At 61.5% G+C, this 16,440-nt stretch carries 16 protein-coding genes; 7 read left to right on the forward strand and 9 right to left on the reverse strand.

What is annotated here, in order from left to right; translation table 11 throughout:
* Positions 1 to 28: 28 nt before the first annotated feature.
* Together M1D93_RS01080 and M1D93_RS01085 are read right to left on the reverse strand one after the other, a co-directional pair.
* Positions 29 to 1,603: an FAD-binding oxidoreductase gene (locus M1D93_RS01080; RefSeq protein ID WP_461173365.1), complete on the reverse strand. Its 1,575-nt coding sequence runs from the start codon at positions 1,601 to 1,603 to the stop codon at positions 29 to 31.
* A gap of 58 nt (positions 1,604 to 1,661) precedes the next feature.
* On the reverse strand, positions 1,662 to 2,501 hold the full coding sequence (locus tag M1D93_RS01085; protein ID WP_461173366.1) for an SDR family NAD(P)-dependent oxidoreductase: 840 nt from the start codon (positions 2,499 to 2,501) through the stop codon (positions 1,662 to 1,664).
* Between the two features lie 221 nt (positions 2,502 to 2,722).
* On the opposite strand from M1D93_RS01085, the gene M1D93_RS01090 reads away from it, so the two are divergent.
* Together M1D93_RS01090 and M1D93_RS01095 are read left to right on the forward strand one after the other, a co-directional pair.
* Entirely contained in the window at positions 2,723 to 3,964 is a 1,242-nt protein-coding gene (locus M1D93_RS01090; protein WP_461173367.1) for an acyl-CoA dehydrogenase family protein, read from the forward strand.
* 18 nt (positions 3,965 to 3,982) lie between these two features.
* A complete protein-coding gene (locus tag M1D93_RS01095) occupies positions 3,983 to 5,002 on the forward strand; it encodes an alpha/beta fold hydrolase (protein ID WP_461173368.1) in 1,020 nt (339 codons plus the stop codon).
* A gap of 89 nt (positions 5,003 to 5,091) precedes the next feature.
* Here M1D93_RS01095 and M1D93_RS01100 read toward each other — a convergent pair whose 3' ends face one another.
* A complete protein-coding gene (locus tag M1D93_RS01100; RefSeq protein WP_461173369.1) occupies positions 5,092 to 6,018 on the reverse strand; it encodes an SDR family oxidoreductase in 927 nt (308 codons plus the stop codon).
* A 254-nt stretch (positions 6,019 to 6,272) separates the two neighbouring features.
* Between M1D93_RS01100 and M1D93_RS01105 the strand changes: the two genes are divergently transcribed.
* The 5 genes from M1D93_RS01105 (at position 6,273) to M1D93_RS01125 (ending at position 12,015) form a co-directional block, all read left to right on the forward strand.
* A complete protein-coding gene (locus tag M1D93_RS01105) occupies positions 6,273 to 7,841 on the forward strand; it encodes a sugar ABC transporter ATP-binding protein (protein WP_461173370.1) in 1,569 nt (522 codons plus the stop codon).
* Complete coding sequence (locus M1D93_RS01110; protein WP_461173371.1) at positions 7,831 to 8,859, forward strand: ABC transporter permease; 1,029 nt, start codon at positions 7,831 to 7,833, stop codon at positions 8,857 to 8,859. Before M1D93_RS01105 ends, M1D93_RS01110 begins: the two co-directional genes overlap by 11 nt.
* Positions 8,856 to 9,884: an ABC transporter permease gene (locus M1D93_RS01115; protein WP_461173372.1), complete on the forward strand. Its 1,029-nt coding sequence runs from the start codon at positions 8,856 to 8,858 to the stop codon at positions 9,882 to 9,884. Before M1D93_RS01110 ends, M1D93_RS01115 begins: the two co-directional genes overlap by 4 nt.
* A 57-nt stretch (positions 9,885 to 9,941) precedes the next feature.
* Positions 9,942 to 11,183, forward strand: coding sequence for a substrate-binding domain-containing protein (locus M1D93_RS01120; RefSeq protein ID WP_461173373.1), 1,242 nt, complete (start codon positions 9,942 to 9,944; stop codon positions 11,181 to 11,183).
* Between the two features lie 97 nt (positions 11,184 to 11,280).
* Positions 11,281 to 12,015, forward strand: a complete 735-nt coding sequence (locus M1D93_RS01125; RefSeq protein WP_461173374.1) for an SDR family NAD(P)-dependent oxidoreductase — start codon at positions 11,281 to 11,283, stop codon at positions 12,013 to 12,015.
* A gap of 17 nt (positions 12,016 to 12,032) precedes the next feature.
* On the opposite strand, the gene M1D93_RS01130 is transcribed toward M1D93_RS01125, so the two are convergent.
* Genes M1D93_RS01130 through M1D93_RS01155 form a run of 6 tightly spaced genes read right to left on the reverse strand, consistent with a single transcriptional unit; the run spans position 12,033 to position 16,297 of the window.
* Positions 12,033 to 12,818, reverse strand: a complete 786-nt coding sequence (locus M1D93_RS01130) for a carboxymuconolactone decarboxylase family protein (RefSeq protein WP_461173375.1) — start codon at positions 12,816 to 12,818, stop codon at positions 12,033 to 12,035.
* Positions 12,819 to 12,875: 57 nt separating this feature from the next.
* Positions 12,876 to 13,709, reverse strand: a complete 834-nt coding sequence (locus M1D93_RS01135) for an NAD(P)-dependent oxidoreductase (protein ID WP_461173376.1) — start codon at positions 13,707 to 13,709, stop codon at positions 12,876 to 12,878.
* 41 nt (positions 13,710 to 13,750) lie between these two features.
* Complete coding sequence (gene pcaC, locus M1D93_RS01140) at positions 13,751 to 14,155, reverse strand: 4-carboxymuconolactone decarboxylase (RefSeq protein ID WP_461173377.1); 405 nt, start codon at positions 14,153 to 14,155, stop codon at positions 13,751 to 13,753.
* Positions 14,156 to 14,157: 2 nt separating this feature from the next.
* Positions 14,158 to 14,562, reverse strand: coding sequence for a cupin domain-containing protein (locus M1D93_RS01145; protein ID WP_461173378.1), 405 nt, complete (start codon positions 14,560 to 14,562; stop codon positions 14,158 to 14,160).
* Positions 14,559 to 15,464 (reverse strand): NAD(P)-dependent oxidoreductase, encoded by a 906-nt coding sequence (locus M1D93_RS01150; protein WP_461173379.1) that lies wholly within the window; start codon positions 15,462 to 15,464, stop codon positions 14,559 to 14,561. Before M1D93_RS01150 ends, M1D93_RS01145 begins: the two co-directional genes overlap by 4 nt.
* The gene (locus M1D93_RS01155) at positions 15,461 to 16,297 is read right to left on the reverse strand and encodes an N-acyl homoserine lactonase family protein (RefSeq protein ID WP_461173380.1); all 837 of its coding nucleotides are present in this window, start codon (positions 16,295 to 16,297) and stop codon (positions 15,461 to 15,463) included. Before M1D93_RS01155 ends, M1D93_RS01150 begins: the two co-directional genes overlap by 4 nt.
* Between the last annotated feature and the right edge of the window lie 143 nt (positions 16,298 to 16,440).

Genomic DNA, 16,440 nt, shown 5'->3' on the forward strand with positions numbered 1-16,440 from the left:
GCCAGGGGGTGCTGCCCGGGGCTGGTTCCTAAGGGGTTTCCCTCAGGGACTTCGGCCAGATCCCGTGGCGTCCGGGGGAGAGGATGCCCTGTGGGTCAACGGCGTCCTTGATGGTCTCGCAGAAGCGGCGGTAGGCATGGTCGTTGAACGAATACTGGTCCGCTGCAAGATCCATGAAATCCAAGTGCGCCCGGTATTCCCCGTAACCGCGGCGGCCGGCTTCTTCCACCAGCATCTTCACTGTGTCGTAGGCCTTCTTCGCCTGGACGGTGTCCGTGACGTCGTAGTTCAGGCCGATCACGTACAACGCGGTCCGTTCGTTGATCACGAGCAGCCCGCCGGCAACGTTTACTCCCGCGCGTTCAGCGATCAGTTTCCCGATGAAGTCCACTGCCTCCCGGACGTCAGTCCCCACGAGCGGGATCGCCGGGGAAAAGCCGATGTGGCCCATGTTCGGCGGCATGGCGGCAAGCATATCGATGCTGGGAACACCCGCGTGTACCTTGTCCGGGATGGATCCGAACTCGCCCCATTCGTCACGTCCATAAGTGTGCTCGTGAATCACTTTTGCGCCCGGGATGGCGGCCCAGGCTTTGCGGATCTTTTCCAACTGGTGTTCCACAACGGGCCCGTCGCCCCAGAGCGCTGCCCGCATGCCCCAGCGGCCCAGTCCGGTTTCGTCCGCCATCTTCTGCAGGGTTTCGTCGGAGAACGTTCCCTCGCCGCCGGCGAACTTACCCATTACTTCCGGGAACTGAGCGGCCAGGGTCACCGTGTTGTAGATGCTGGGGACACCCCTCAGGGTGCCCTCCAGCCTCAACTCGCGTGTGATGTCGATAGCCTGCTCGAGGTTCTCATCCCGAGGGACCGTGAGAAAGATCGGGGCGTAGGCTTCCGGCCGGCGCATCAGCCAGTAACCCATGCGGGTGACGATCCCGAAGTTTGACTGGATAAACAAGGGGTCCAACACTGGTCCAAGCCCGCGCTTATAAAGATGCCAGGTCTTATTGCCCGGCACCGCGCCCATTCCCGTGCGGATTAGTTCTCCGTTGGCCAGGACCACTTCCATACCGCACGGGGCCATGAAATCGGACCCGTAGGGGAGGTAAGTGACGCCGTTATCCAGGGAGTTTCCAATCACGCTGCCCCAGCCGAGGTCCGGGATGGAGATCATGAGGTCCTCGTTGCCGGACTCCTGGAGGGCTTCATAGAGATCAAACCAGCGAACGCCAGGTTCAACAACGGCATAGGCCAGGTCAGCGTTGATTTCGAGCACCTTGTTCATGCGGGTCAAGCTGACCACCACCGCGCCCTTGACCCGGGGAGAAGCTCCGCCATATCCGTAGTTGCGTCCCGTGGATGACGTCCACAGCGGTATGCCAAGGTCGTTGGCGATGCGAACGATGGCTTGCACTTCTTCCGCGGAAGCGGGGAGGAGCACTGCCGATGAATCGTACGTGTCGTCGTCGGCCGGCCAATACTTGTCCCGGTATTGCTCGTGCCGGCGGGACTCGTCATCGAGCAGCACGGCATCCTCGCCTAGTGCGGCGACGAAACGTGCCACTGCCTCATCGGTCAAGCGGTTGGCAGAGACGGTAGTCATAGTGCGTTCCTTTTTTGTTGGTTGCTGTAGCGGCTCAGCAGGGCAGGCGGCGGCGGGTTCAGTTCGAGGACACCCCGCGCCGTGCTAGCAGCTCACTGTCAAAGGCATTGACGTCCCAGAGGCCCGCCCCTCCGGCGTTGCGGTTGGTGTTCTGAACGCTCGCCCCGCCATCGATCGAGAGAATCTCGCCGGTGATGTAACTCGCGTCATCGCTCAGGAGGAAAGCCACCGAGCCAGCGACTTCTTCCGGGGTGCCCGCCCGGCGTAAGGGTGAGGTTCCTGCGCGGCGGATCATGTCGGCCTGACCGTCCTTGCCGAAGATGGACGTTGGAACGATGCCAGGCGCAATCCCATTGACCCGGACACCAAGGGGGCCACCGTACACCGCCGCACCGTGGACCAACCCGATAACGCCGTGTTTTGATGTGGTGTAAGCGAGGAGGTCGTTGCTGCCCCGAAGGCCTGCGATGGAGGCGGTGACCACGATGGATCCCGTTGTGCCCCTTTGCAAAAACTGCCGGAATGCTGCGCGCACGCCGAGGAACGGCCCCCGTAGATTGACGGCCATGACCTTGTCCCACTCGTCCACTGGAACGTCCACCAGGTTGCTCAGCGAGCCGGCGATTCCAGCGTTGAGATGATGGAAATCGACCCGTCCGAAGGCGTTGGTGGCCTCATCCATGTAGTACTGGACGCCATCTTCAGAGGAGACATCGGCGCCAAGGCCGATTGCTTCGGAGGGAAGTGAATCGGCTGTTTCCTTCGCCTTCCGAGCGTCGAGGTCGACGGCGACCACTTTGACGCCCTCCTGCGAGAGCCTCAGGGCAGTGGCGCGTCCCAGTCCACCGGCCGCTCCGGTTACCACAGCCACCTTGTCTCGGAGACCACTGTGTCCCATATGAATCCGTATCCTTCGCTCATCATTGTGCGTGAGGCGTGCTTTGTCTTCTTGTAGGACAATACATGCCCGCCGCATTGTTGGCCAGCTTTAGTGGGACGTGCGCAGTATATGTGCGGGACTCTTGTAACACTTGGATTGAGTGATTGTATGACAGGAACTGAGGTTGTAGCATTGTGACTGGCCTCACGCGGGGCCTGATGGGTACAAAGGAGAATCTATTGACTACCGTCACGTCCGAAGGGACGAAGCAAGAGTCCAGGGTCACCGCGGCCGACTTGGTCGCCGTTGCCATTTCAATGCGGCCGGAACTCATTGAGCGTCAGGCCGAGGCGGAGGAAAACACTTTTTTCAGTGAAGCCATCCACCAGAAGTTTCTGGACTCCGGCCTGTACGACATGTATGTCCCCAAGATGTACGGCGGTCTTGAGCTTGACGTGCCCACGTTTGCGAGAGTCACGGTAGAGCTGGCCCGCGGCTGCATGAGTACCGCCTGGTGTTTCGCGTTGTCGGCTAACCACGCTCTGCAGGTGGCCACGCTGTTCCCCAAGGCTGTCCAGGATGAGGTGTTTGCCCGCCGCGATTTCCGGGCCGCGTCCACCTCCGCACCCACGGTCACGGCCACAAAGGTGGACGGCGGGTACAAACTCAACGGCGTGGTGGGCTATTGCTCCGGGATCCCGTATTCCACGTACTACCTTGGCCAGGCCATGGTTCCGGCCAAGGATGGCGGGGCGCCGCAAATGGCCATGTTCCTTGCCCCGCGTGATCAGTTTGAGCAGCTCGATGACTGGGGCGACACCCTGGGCCTGAAGGGAACCGGATCGCACAGCATCCGGTTCACAGATGGCTTTATCCCCGACAGCTACCTCATCGAAAACCTCAATATGGTGGACATGCCGGTGGAAGGCGGGACCGTCGGGTCCAGCCTGCATGGGAACGGCATGTATTCCGGCAGGGGCCTGGTGATGTTCACCCTGACCCTTGCGGCTGCAGTCATCGGCGGCGGCTACAACGCGCTGGACGAGTTCGAGAACCAGATGCGGACGAAAAAAACCTCGCTTCCTCCCATGGTTTCGCGCCTTGAGGACCCCGACTATCAGCGCTACTACGGTTCCGCGCTGACCAAGATCGCCACTGCCGAAGCCGCCCTCATGAACGTTGCTCAACAGCATATGGACTTGTGCGCCGCCAACGCCTCCGGTGAGCGGCCGTACACCTTTTTGGACGACTTCAAGCTGGCAGGCATCGCCCGCGAACTAATACTGCAGGTATGGGAGACGGTCGAGCGTGATCTTTTCCGCCACGTTGGCTCAAGCGCAGCGAAGAACGGAGAGCGTTTTGAACGGCTCTTCCGTGATCTCGCACAGGCCACCGGGCACCGCAACCCCCTCCTGCGGGACCCGTCCTACCGGACCCTGACCCAGTTCACGCTGGGACTCATTCCCACCAACCAGCACTGACACGGAACGGACCAACCCGTGACCGCGACTCACAACCCACCTCACCTGTCCGCATCCAACATCGGCGCGGCAACCAAACGGGGCCTCTTCTGGATCCCCGGCGATAAAACTCCGACACCATTCGGCACCGCAATGCGCGGGCCGCTCTTCGTGGAATGGGAAAGTCCGGAGGAGGTCACCCAGCCCTTCCCGCTGATTCTGATCCATGGCGGCGGCGGCCAAGGCACTGACTGGCTGGCGACTCCTGACGGGCGGCCCGGCTGGGCGAGCGAATTCGTTAAGGCCGGGTTCGCGGTGTATGTCATTGACAGGCCCGGGCACGGCAGGTCTCCGCACCACCCGGACGTCCTCGGGCCGGCGGCTCCACCGTTCCCCTTTGAAGCGGCGCAGGCATATTTCGCGCCCACCGGCCCCCAGGCGGTAGGGCACACCCAGTGGCCGTGGGGCCGCGAACTGGAGGATCCTGAAATGGCGCAGGTGTATTCCGGCATGGGATTTTTTATGACAGACCTCGCGGAGTCGCAGGAACTCGACGGCGCCCGCCTGGCCAGTCTGCTGGATCTCACCGGTCCCGCAGTCCTGGTAAGCCATTCCGCCGGTGCTCCCGGCGGCTGGATGGCAGCTAATAAGCGGCCTGACCTGGTCCGGGCAATTGTTTCAGTCGAACCGATGGGACCGCCCTTTGCGGAGTTCCCCGGACTGGGGCCTATTTCGTATGGGTTGACCTATGCGGCCTTACGCACGGAACCGCCGCTGGACTCGCCGACGGAACTACAAGAGAACCCCTCGGCCTACCAGGTTCCCGGCCTAACAGGAACCCCCATCCAGATCGTGACGGGCGGGGCGTCCCCTACTGCCCCAGGCGGCCCCGACACCGTTAAGTTCCTTGCCGCCCTCGGCGCGGACGCCGAACTGATGCACCTGCCTGACCATGGCATTGAGGGCAACGGCCACGGCCTCATCTTTGAGATGAACTCCTCCGAGACGGCGCAACTGGTCATCAACTGGATTCAAGCACTGGACGCCCGGCCAGCGTAGAGCCTTCAAGGCAAAAAGGTTGCCGGCCCTTCCGGGGCCGGCAACCTTTTTTGGTGCTCTATCTGGTGCTGCGGATACGGCCCCTGGGGTCAGGCACTCACACTCGCCGGCCACCGGGCGGAGGACCTCTTCAAGACCTCATACATGGACGTCGGCCGGGTTCCGGTCAGCTCCAGCACTGAGTCGCTGATATCCGCCATGTAGCCCTCGCGGATGGCGCGCCCGAAACTAACCATGTCCTCGCTGCACCAGGGGATGGGCGAGGAGCTCATGTCATCCAGGGCTGTCCGGGGAACGCCAATGGCGTCCCACTGCGCAAAGCGCTCATCATCCGATACCACCTTGTAGGCCACAGGACGCCCGGAAATCTCCGTGACCATGGCCGCAACCTCCCGGTAAGACAGGAGCTCCGGCCCGGTGATGTTGTAGGCGGCGTTGTCGGTGCCCGCCCCCTTCAGAATGGCAGCGGCGGAGGCCACGCAGTCATCGCGGGAAACGAGAGCGACCCTTCCTTCAGCCTCGCTGGCGAACCATTCCCCGGTAGCCACGGCCACCGGGGCGACCATGTCCGCAAGGGCTTCCGCGTACTGGGCATCCCGCAGGACGTTCCAGCGGAGCCCTGAATTCCGAAGATCAGTTTCTGTTGCCCGGTGATCAAGGGTCACAATCGCCGGATTCGCTTCTTCACCGGCACCGATGATGGAGGTGTACACTACTTTGCCCACTCCCGCAGCATTGGCCGCATCAATAGCGCTGCGGTGCTGTCCAACACGGGAACCAACACGCGCTGTGGAGATCAGCAGCATGCTGTCTCCGCCGGCGAAGGCCTCCTCAAGCGTCTCCGGCTTGTCGTAGTCCGCAAACCTCACGTGTGCGCCCAATGCGGCGTACTCGCTCAGTTTTGAGGGTGTCCTGGTAGTCAGAATCAGGTTTTCCGCAGGTACTGATTCCAAAAGTTTGTTCACCGTTGACCGGCCGAAGCCTCCGCTTGCACCCGAAACAATAATCATCTTCATGCACTCCTCGAACGGCGTTGTTCCCACGCGGCGACGTTGCCTAGATCGTCGGACGATCTTACATGTGAGATTCTCATAGTGGCCACCGGTTATCTCCCTGTCAAGGATAATTCTTCCGCCGCTTCCGCTAGCTGGCGCATTATGTCTAGCTCTCCCATACGCCACCTTCGCTCTATAGACGTGACGGGCAGCACGCGCTAGCCTTTGTATGACAACATGACGGTCATATGGCCAGAACTCAACGAGGAGCTCCTATGTCGGTGGCGGAACAAGCACCATCGCCCCGCGACAGCGCGACGAAAGTCTCCCTGCTGCGCGCCCAGTCCCTGTCCAAACGCTTTGGTCCAACAACCGCTTTACGCAGTGCCACCTTTGATCTTCACGCCGGGGAAGTCCACGCCCTGGTGGGGGAGAACGGCTCCGGAAAGAGCACCCTGGTCAAGATCCTCAGCGGTGTCCACAGCCCGGACAGCGGCTCTATCAGCGTCCGGGGTGCGGACAAGGCCTTTGCCGGGCCCGGCGGAGCGCAGGCCAGTTCAGTGGCGACTGTTTTTCAAGAGGTTCTAGCCGTTGAGTCCCAGTCCGTCCTGGACAATCTGTGGCTCGGGACCGACTCCATGCTCCGGAGCGGGCATTCGTCACAGATCCGCCGGGAACGGGCGAAGGCCTGCCTCGCGGAGTTGCTGGAGAACCCGCCGTCGCTCGATGCCAGCCTTGAGGAGCTTGAACTCAGCGACCGCCAGGCCTGCGCCATTGCCAGGGCCCTTCTTCGAGAGCCCGATGTCTTGATCCTGGACGAGGCAACCTCGGCGCTGGACTTCGACACCAGGACACGCCTCTTCAATATCGTCACCCGGCTCAGCCGCAACGGCATGGGCGTGATCCTGATAACCCACCGCATGGACGAGATCGACGAAATTGGGGACCGGATAACTGTCATGCGGTCAGGGGAGACTGTGGCAACACTACGTCGGGGGAAATGGAACCAGAGTGAACTGGTCCGGCTGATGACGGGTTCTGATCATCTTGTCCAGCCTGATGCCCGGATCAAAAACAGCAAGGACCCGCAGGAACAACCCGTGGTACTGGAGACCCAGGGCGCGGTCCTCGCTCAGGGCTGCGCCCCCATCCATGTGGCTTTCCGCCGCGGGGAAATTGTGGGTCTGGCCGGGTTGGAGGGCCACGGGCAGGACACTTTCCTGAAGCTGCTCACCGGCCAGAATGGAAACGGCACAGTTCTGAGGGTCAGCGATGGCCGCCGGACTGCCGTCACCACTCCCGCAGCTGCCCAAAAACTGGGCATCGCCTACGTTCCCCGGGAGAGAAGGGCGGAGTCCCTCTTTCCGTGGATGTCCATCCTGGAGAACTTCTCCATTGGAACTTTGGGAAGCGACGCCTCAGCCGGCTGGTTCTCACGCTCACGGAGTGAAACCCGGTTTGCCCCCTTCATTGAGAGCCTCAACATCAAACTAGGCAACTCCTCGGATGCCATCACCACCCTCAGCGGCGGCAACCAGCAAAAGGTGATCATCGCCCGGTGGCTCGCCTCGAATCCCTCCATCCTGCTGCTCAATGACCCGACCCGCGGCATCGACGTCAACGCCAAACGCGACCTCTACGGCCTGCTTTCCAGGTTGGCCGAAGAAGGCATGACGGTAGTGATGCTGTCCACGGAAGTAGATGAGCACGTAGAGCTGATGGACCGCGTCCTAGTCTTCCGCGAAAACGAACTCTTTGACGAAATAACCGGTGACGCCTTATCACCCGAGGTCTTGGTTGCAGCGTTTTTCGGCGAGAAAGTAGGAGCATCCAGTGGCAACTAACACTCATTCGGCAGTTGAAAAACGTGCCGGGGAGCCGCAGGGCCAGCGGGCCAAGAAAGCCCAGCCTGCGCAGCGCAGAAGCATCAGGTCGCTGTTTCGCGCACACAGCTACGCCTTCGCGCTGAGCCTGGCGGTCCTGTTCCTTGTGGTGAACCTGTCAATCCAGCCCAACTTCGGCTGGACGGACCAGCTCGCGTCGTTCGCCCCCCTGGCGGTTGCCGCCGTCGCAAGCGTGCCTTCCATCATCAGCGGCCGCGGCGGACTGGACATGTCCATCAGCCCCATCATGACGCTCTCCAGCATTCTCTTCGGGGTGTGGCTGGTACCGCTGGGCCTCAGCGGAGCAGTGGCCGTGCCTATCCTGATGCTGGTCGGTGCCGCTGTGGGCACCCTGAGCGGACTCCTGATAGTAGTACTGCGGCTGCAACCGATAGTGGTCACGTTGTCGATGTTCTTCATCATCAGCGGCGTGAACCTCAAACTTGCGCCCCTTCCTGTGAGCATCAGCGGGACCTGGCTGGAAAACCTCGGCGGATCATGGGGACCAATTCCGGGAGGGCTCGTGAGCATCCTCATTCCCGTTGCCATCTGGGTGGTCCTGACACGCACGCCCTACAAGCGAATGCTGTACGCCGTGGGCGGCAACGACATCACCGCCTTCTCCGCCGGTCTGAACGTCAACCTCATCCGCGTCAGCGCTTATGCCCTTGGCGGTTCATTCGCAGCGGTCGGAGGCCTGGCACTGACAGGACTGGTGAGTTCAGCCGTGGCCAGCACCAGTACCTCCTACACGCTCATTGCCATCGCGGCAGTCGCCCTGGGTGGAACGTCACTGGCCGGAGGCCGGGGCGGAATCCTCGGGGCATTGATTGGCGCAGCCGCCATCTACATGCTGCAGAGCATGCTGGGCGTAATGCAGGTTTCGCAGATCTGGCTGCAGATCATCTACGGCCTCCTGCTACTCGTAGCCGTCGTGTTCAGCGCCGTACTCGCTGTCTCTCCCAAGGAAAAGAAATGACAACCACCTCTGCGCAGGCCCAAGCCGCTCCCGCGCTGCCCCCCGCATCCAAGACCAGTACCCGTGAGCGGTTGGCAGGACTTCAGCGGCGTTTACCCTTTGTCCAGCTGGTCCTCCTGGTAGCCGTGTTCTGCTACGGCCTCGCAACGCTGCCCGGGTTCGGCAGTGCCACCAGCATTAAGTCAATCCTCATCCTCAGTGCACTCGTCGGAATTGCAGCGCTCGGACAGACGGTGGTAGTCCTCATCGGAGGGATCGACCTGTCCGTCGCCGGGTTCATCGTCGCCGGCGCGATCATAGTCACGCAGCTGACCTCCGTGAACAACGTCCCGTTTGGGGTTGCCGTCCTCCTCGCCTTCACCGGCGCCGCAATCCTGGGTGCGATAGTGGGCTACCTCTGCCACAGATTCATGGTTCACCCGATCATCGTTTCCTTTGCCATGGGGGCCATCGCTCTGGGCTTGGCGCAGCTGCAGACCGGGGGGAAGTTTGGCGGGGGAGCACCCGTCTGGCTCTCGCAGATGACGTCCCCCATCACCCTGACCTTCGGGTTGCCCGTCCCACCGCTGGTAGTGGTATGGGTTGCGGTAACGGTCCTGGCGGCACTCTTCCTTCACAAGACGGTGCCCGGGCGGCGGCTGATGGCGACGGGTGCAAGCCCCCGTGCCGCCCAGTTAATCCACGTCAATACCCGCAGAGTGTGGGTAGCGGTGTTTGCCTTCAGCGCCGTCGCGTCGGTTTTTGCCGGTGTCTTTCTCGCGGGCTTCGCGGGAAACGTCGATTCCACCCTCGGAAACCCCTACCTGTTCCAAAGCATCGCCGCCGTCATCATCGGAGGAACCATCTTTGGCGGACCGGGTGACTACACCCGCACCGCCGTCGGCGTTCTTTTGTTGACTGTGCTGACCACTGTTCTGGTCGGCCAAGGCTTCACCGGCGCCGACCAGCAAATCCTGTACGGCCTCATCATCCTCGCAGCCATGGCCGTGTACGGCCGCGAACGCCGGCTGCGCGACCAAGTCTAGATTCATCCGCCCGCCGGCATCGAGGCCGGCTGGCCCTCCTCCACAGAAAGGGAACCCATGCGTCCCAAATTCAAAACTGCCCTGATGCTGTCCGTTCCGCTGATGTTAATGCTCAGCTCTTGCAGCACTCCCGGCGCGTCTACGGCGCCTGCTGCCACTCCTGTCTCCCAAGCGGAACTGGGTGAGTGCGGGTTGGTTCCTGACATTCCTGCACAGGATCCCGACGGCGCAGTGGCGGCACTGCCAGCCGACGTACAATCCGCGTACAAGGGCTATCCGGAACCCATTCTCGCCAGCGTCTGGAAGGACATGCCCAAGGCCGACGGGCCGGTCAAGGTGGGTCTGTCCTACCTGCCGCCGGCAAACCCCTTTGGCGCCGCAGTGGTGGCCCAGCTTGAGAAGAGCTTTGCTGAGGCGAAGGCCAAGGGCCTTGTGGAAGGTGAACTCGTCAAGAGGATCCTTCCGGACCCGGCCACCATGACTCCCGCCGAACAGATCCGCGGCTACCAGGAACTGGTGCGCGAAGGCGTGGACGTCATCCTGACCTCGCCTTTGTCCGGCGACGCGATGCTCGACGTTGTCAACCAGGCAGGGGAACAGGGAATCCCCACCATTTCACTCTCGTCCACCATCAAGTCAAAGTACGCGATCAATGTCACCGACAATTCTTACCTCAACCTCGCCAACCCCACAGCCGAGGTCATGAAGCAGCTCGGAGGCAAGGGCAACGTAGTGATTGTGCGCGGCATTCCGGGAATCCCCACGGATCAGTACGGATTCGACGCTGCCAAGGCAGTTATGGACAAATGCCCCGGCGTGAAAGTAGTCGGCGAAGTGGTGGGTAACTTCGTCCCCGCCGCCACCAAGTCCGCCATGCTCCAGTTCCTGGCAAGCCACCCACAGCAGATCGACGCTGTGGTCCAGATCGGCACCATGGGCTCGGGTGTCTTCTCGGCCTTCGAACAGACCGGGCGGCCGATGCCGAAGGTGGTTGATGCTGGTGCGTCCGCAGCATCCCTGGCGTACTGGGACAAGGCACACAAGGAAAGCGGTTACGACACGTCGGGCACTGGCGGCAACGGAACCCAGCAGGCGGCCGTGATGTTCGATGTAGCCATGAGGACGCTGGCTGGTGAAGGGCCCGCCGTCAGCACCATAACGCGCGAACCGTCCATGATCAGCAGTGACAATCTGGGCGACTACATGGTGGCAGGCGCCGACACGTCCTCGCCGATGGAGATCCTCGACGGCGAGGCCTGGATGCCGGCGGACTACCTCGAAAAGTTCTTCACCAAGTAGACATCAAGGATTGCCAGGGCGGCGGGTTTCTCGAAGACAGGAGAAACCCGCCGTTTTGGCAGTCCTGCTGCAGGTCATTAACAGAAGGGAAACAATCATGCGCCTTCAAAACAAGGTGGCACTGGTAACTGGAGCGGCGTCTGGCATCGGCTTGGCCACGGTCCGGCGGTTTGTGTTGGAAGGCGCCAGCGTGGTCGCCGTCGACCTCGACCACGAGAAGACGGCCGGGGCCCTGGTTGGTTTGGACAATGTCACGGTTGCCGCCGGGGATGTCAGCAAGAGCGCCGAGGTCAACAGGGCCTTTGAGGTGGCTGAGGGTAAACATGGCCAACTGGATGTCCTGGTGAACGCAGCAGGGATTTCGGCCGCGCCTAAAGACATCGAAGACATTACCGACGAGGACTTCGCGCGTGTTATCGAGGTCAACCTCTACGGCAGCTTCTACACGTTGCGTGCCGCGGCAAAGCTCATGCGGCGGAACGGCGGCAGTGGCGGTTCCATTGTGAACATCTCCAGTGTGGGTGCCTTGGCAAACTTCCCACTCCCGGCTTCCTATCCTGCGTCGAAAGCCGCAGTGCTGGGTATGACGAGGGCGGCGGCGGCGCTTCTGGCAAGCAACAACATCCGCGTCAACGCGGTTGCCCCGGGGGCCACGGACACGCCCATGCTGCCAACAGATCCCGAATTCAGGTCCGCCGTGGTGAACCTAGGGGTGCTGAAACGGGCAGCGTCCGCGGACGAACTGGCCAACACCATCCTGTTCCTGGCCAGCGATGAAGCAGCGTTTTTCACCGGTCAGACACTCTCGCCCAACGGCGGTTATGTCATGTAGGGGAGCGGCAAAGCTGTTCAGCCGGCCTCGTTCGAAGCGGCCATTTCTGCTTCGAACGAGGCCACTTCTTCCAGAATGATCGGGGCTGCGGAGGTGGCTGCGTGGATGCCGATCACGCTGGCGATCTCCATGACTTCGAGGATTTCTTCGATCGTGGCACCGTAGCGCAAGGCATTTTCCATGTGCAGCTTAGTTCCGCGCTCGTAGAGGTGGGTGGCGGCGATATCGAAGGCGATGTAGATGAATTCCTTGACCTTGGGCTCCAGCGGCCCGTACTTCCAGGACGCCGATGAGAATTCGGTGTAGGCCTCAAGGTATTCCGGGTCCAGTTCCAGGGTGTCGTCCCACGTCTTGTTCCAGTAGCCGCGGTTTTCGGTGAATTCCAACTTCACCTTCTCCTGGTATCCGCTGAGTGGCTTCCGGGCCGGACGGGTACCGGATTCTTCCAGTACCTCGCAGAGGATCGGAACGCCGACGTTCATGGCGTGTACCCCCAAGGTGCTGGCCAGTTCCACCACTTCCATGATTTCCGCTGATGAGGCGCCCAAGCGCAGCGCCGCCCGGACATGCTGCCGGACCCCCGGCAGGTACATGTGCGTGGCGGCGCAGTCCACGGCAATGTAGATGAATTCCTTGACCTTGTCTTCGAGGTTGTTCTTCTCCCACGGCACGGCAGACAGGGAGAGGTAACCAGCCAGGAATTCCGGGCTGAGGGCAAGAATGGCTTCCCACGACTCGCTCCAGGTGCCGCGCACGTCGATGAAGTCCTGCTTAATTTCCTGCTGGCGGGGGCTCAGTTCCATGGTTCTTCCTTCTGGGTTCAGGGCGGTGGGCGGCGAGGAGCCGTAGAGGGGCGGGAGTCAGGAGGCCAGACCGGACAGGTGAGTCACCCATCGTGCAATTTCGGTGTGGTCCGCGTTGTCCGGCAGCGCTTCTGCCGCTTCTTCCCAAAGTTGGACGGCCGCAAGGCTCAACGGGGCCGCCGCGTTGACCTGCTGTGCGAGATCCACGGCGATCTTCATGTCCTTCAGCATCAGTTTCAGGGCGAAGCCCGAGTCGTAGCTGCCGGGAAGGATGAAGTTGGGCCACTTGTTCTCTGTTGAGCCGCTCTTGCCGCTGGATCCGTTGACGATCTGCAGCAGCAGTTCCGGTTCCACGCCGAAGCTTTGGCCGGCCAGGATCGCCTCGCTGCTGACCAGCAGGTGGGCTGCAGACATGAGGTTGTTGAGCGCCTTCGCCGCATGCCCGGCGCCAACCTCGCCGGCGTGCTTAACAGTTCCGAATGTCTCAAGAACGAGGGCGGCTTCGGCCAGATCGTCTTTGGCCCCGCCTGCCATGACGGTGAGTTTGCCGTTCTCGGCTCCCCCCACGCCACCGGAGACGGGAGCGTCCATGAACCGTGTCCCATTGGCGTTCAGTTGCAGTTCCAAGGCCCTGCTCCGCAGTGGTTCGCTGGAACTCATGTCGATGACCAAGGCGTTGTCCTTCAGGGCTGCGAGCACCTCGGGGCCGGTGATGACGGATTCGACGATGTCGGAGTTGGGCAGCATCAGGATCACAATTCCGGCCCCGGAGACAGCTTCGGCGGGTGAGCCGCAGCTGGTTCCGCCGGCAACGGCCAGTTTGGTTTTGGCCTCCTGCGAGAGGTCGAACCCTCGCACCTCGTGCCCGGCCATCACCAAGCGACGTGCCATGGGCGTTCCCATGTTTCCTAGCCCGAGGAAAGCGATGGTATTCATGGTTTGGCGTCCGCTTTGAGTTCATTTAGAACCTTTTCGGCAATCCTGAACGATTCGAGGGCTGCGGGAACACCCACATAAATGGCCGTCTGCATCAGGACTTCCTGGATCTCCTGTTCCGTTACCCCGTTGTTGATGGCGCCGCGTACGTGGACTCCCAGTTCATGCGGGCGGTTCAGGGCCGTCAGCATCGCAAGGTTAATCAGGCTGCGGCTGCGCCGGTCCAGGCCTTCACGCGTCCAGACAGCACCCCAGCAGTATTCAGTGACAAGTTCCTGGATGGGACGGCCGAACTCAGTGACCTGGCCCAGTGAGCGTTCCACATGGGCTGTCCCCAGCACCTCCTTGCGTACAGCGAGTCCTTGTTCGTAGGTGGTGGCTTGGGTGTCATTGCTTGGCATTATTAGTCCTTCCGGGGATCTGCTGGCTTGTTGTAGTCGTTCTCATCCACCGGCTCCGCCCAATGCGTGGCGCCCAGGGAGATGGCGGTGTGGGTCATAAAGGAATCCTGAGCCGCTCCGTGCCAATGGCGCTCACCGGCCGGACACCACACGGTGTCCCCGGCGTTGAGCACACGGGGTGAGGCCTCGCCGTCTGTCTGAATGAGTCCGCGGCCGGCGAGGACCTGCAGGATCTGCCCGTTCTCATGGTGGTGCCAGAATGTCCTGGCCCCCGGTGTGAAGTTCACGGTGTTGATGGTGACGCCGTCTGTGGCGGCCATGGTCAGATAGGGGAAAGCGACACCGCTGAACTGGGAGCCTGCCTTGCCAGCCGTACCGTCCTGCACGGGGCCGTTGATGATTCTCATGATTCCTCCTTTTGGTCGAACAGGCGGACGCCACCGGAGACGTCCCCGATGGCGTCAACCACGGTGTTGCTGATCTGGTCCGCGTAACCCAGAGCGTTGGCCAGGCCGAAGCTCGCGAGCGGGCCGGAGGAGTTGGGGCTCGCCATGCCGAGGTCGCCAGCCAGTTCGACGTAGGCCAGGACGTCCTTCATCATCAGGGAGTTGGTGAGGCCGCCCTTGAGGTAGTCGCCCTTGATGATCTTCGGAAACCGGTTCAGCGATGCGAAGCTGACACCGGAGCTGTTGTTGATGACATCCAATAGCACTTCGAGGTCCAGGCCGGCCTTCTTGCCTGCGACCATGGCTTCGGCCGTGGCGGCGAGGGTAATGGCATTGAGGAAGTTGTTGATGAGCTTGGTGGTGTGGCCCGCACCGGAAGCGCCGGTGTGGAATATTTTGGCCGAGAACAGTTCAAGCGTGGGACGGGCCCGTTCAAGCTCCCCTGGATCCCCGCCCACCATCAGCACCAGGGCGCCTTTTTCGGCAGCGGCCGCGCCGCCGGAGATGCCGGCGTCGAGATAGGTGGCGCCCGCTGCGGCCACTTTTCCGGCAATCATCCTGGTGGATGCCGGAGCGGACGTACTGAGGTCCACTACGATCTGCCCTTCGCGCAGGTGGGCCAGCACGCCGTCGTGGCCGAGCATAACTGCCTCCACCACCGTGCTCTTGGGGAGGGAGAGCAGGATGATGTCCGATCCGTCCACCACGTCGCCAGCACCCCGGGCCGGGGCAGCTCCTGCCGCAGTGACGTTGCTTTCCACGGGGTCATGGCCCAGCACTTTCCTGCCGGAGGACGTGATGCACGTGGCCATTCGGCCGCCCATGTTCCCCAGCCCGACAAAGCCGATACGGAGTTCGTTCATGATTCGGAGGCCTTCTTCCCGATGGTTGCCGCCAGCCCGGCCAGCGGGCCTTTCGTGACGGGCGTGAAGCGTTCGAGTACGGAGGGGTCGTGTCCAGGCACCAGATGGCTTGCCGAGGTGTCCATCAGATCCCGGATGGAGTCGAAGCCGGCGTACATCTCCTGCACGTTGTTGACGAACATAAAGGGCAGGTCCTGCTCGTACTCTTCGTAGTAGTGAATGGCATCAGAGGCCAGGAGCACCTGACCTTCGCTGGTGTCCACCGTGACAATTGACTGGCCTGGAGTATGACCGCCTACCCGGAACATTTTGATGCCGGGAGCTATCTCGACCTGTTCCTCGAAAGTGGTGATTCTGCCCTGCTCCTGAGCCTTGCGCAAGTAGTCGAGCTCTGCAGTTTCAACACTGTGTTTGAACTGTTTGCGGGCAGCGAAGGGCCCGAGCCAGAAGTCGAGTTCGGCCTGCGCCATGATGACTTCCGAGTCCGGGAACATGTCCAGATTCCCGATGTGGTCGTAGTGTGCGTGCGTCACCAGCACCTGGGGCTTGTCCTCCGCCGCCAAGTCCAGAGCGGTGAACGCAGCAACAGGATCGATCAGGAACGTGCGGTTCCGTACTTCTCCGCCCTGCCGGGAAAACCCTGTGTCCACCACAACGGTGCGTTCCTCGTTTCGGATCACCCAGAAGAAGTAGTCCATGTCTATGGGATCGTCAGCGGCTTTGTAGACGTGGAAGTTCAGGTAGACATCGCTTTTGACGGTGGAACGGGTTCCAAATTTCACGATGCTGACCTGGTACTCGCTCATGCCGGGACCCATCGGATGGGTGCTCACAAGTTACCTCCTCGTAACTGATTGGCGGCAGCTGGCCGCCTTCACAGGTTTCGTATGATTGTACGATGATTTCTACCGGCCGAATAGTCCGAAGGAGGAGGGAGCTACGAACCCTTGCGACGATTGACATACTGTATGACAGT

It is taken from the genome of Arthrobacter sp. Z1-9 (genome assembly GCF_054792695.1).

What these genes read in the sequence shown, in the direction of transcription:
- M1D93_RS01080 (WP_461173365.1), bottom strand. Translation starts at nt 1,603, where the DNA reads ATGACTACCGTCTCTGCCAACCGCTTGACCGATGAGGCAGTGGCACGT.
- M1D93_RS01085 (WP_461173366.1), bottom strand. Translation starts at nt 2,501, where the DNA reads ATGGGACACAGTGGTCTCCGAGACAAGGTGGCTGTGGTAACCGGAGCG.
- M1D93_RS01100 (WP_461173369.1), bottom strand. Translation starts at nt 6,018, where the DNA reads ATGAAGATGATTATTGTTTCGGGTGCAAGCGGAGGCTTCGGCCGGTCA.
- M1D93_RS01105 (WP_461173370.1), top strand. Translation starts at nt 6,273, where the DNA reads ATGTCGGTGGCGGAACAAGCACCATCGCCCCGCGACAGCGCGACGAAA.
- M1D93_RS01115 (WP_461173372.1), top strand. Translation starts at nt 8,856, where the DNA reads ATGACAACCACCTCTGCGCAGGCCCAAGCCGCTCCCGCGCTGCCCCCC.
- M1D93_RS01120 (WP_461173373.1), top strand. Translation starts at nt 9,942, where the DNA reads ATGCGTCCCAAATTCAAAACTGCCCTGATGCTGTCCGTTCCGCTGATG.
- M1D93_RS01125 (WP_461173374.1), top strand. Translation starts at nt 11,281, where the DNA reads ATGCGCCTTCAAAACAAGGTGGCACTGGTAACTGGAGCGGCGTCTGGC.
- M1D93_RS01130 (WP_461173375.1), bottom strand. Translation starts at nt 12,818, where the DNA reads ATGGAACTGAGCCCCCGCCAGCAGGAAATTAAGCAGGACTTCATCGAC.
- M1D93_RS01135 (WP_461173376.1), bottom strand. Translation starts at nt 13,709, where the DNA reads ATGGCACGTCGCTTGGTGATGGCCGGGCACGAGGTGCGAGGGTTCGAC.
- pcaC (WP_461173377.1), bottom strand. Translation starts at nt 14,155, where the DNA reads ATGCCAAGCAATGACACCCAAGCCACCACCTACGAACAAGGACTCGCT.
- M1D93_RS01145 (WP_461173378.1), bottom strand. Translation starts at nt 14,562, where the DNA reads ATGAGAATCATCAACGGCCCCGTGCAGGACGGTACGGCTGGCAAGGCA.
- M1D93_RS01150 (WP_461173379.1), bottom strand. Translation starts at nt 15,464, where the DNA reads ATGAACGAACTCCGTATCGGCTTTGTCGGGCTGGGGAACATGGGCGGC.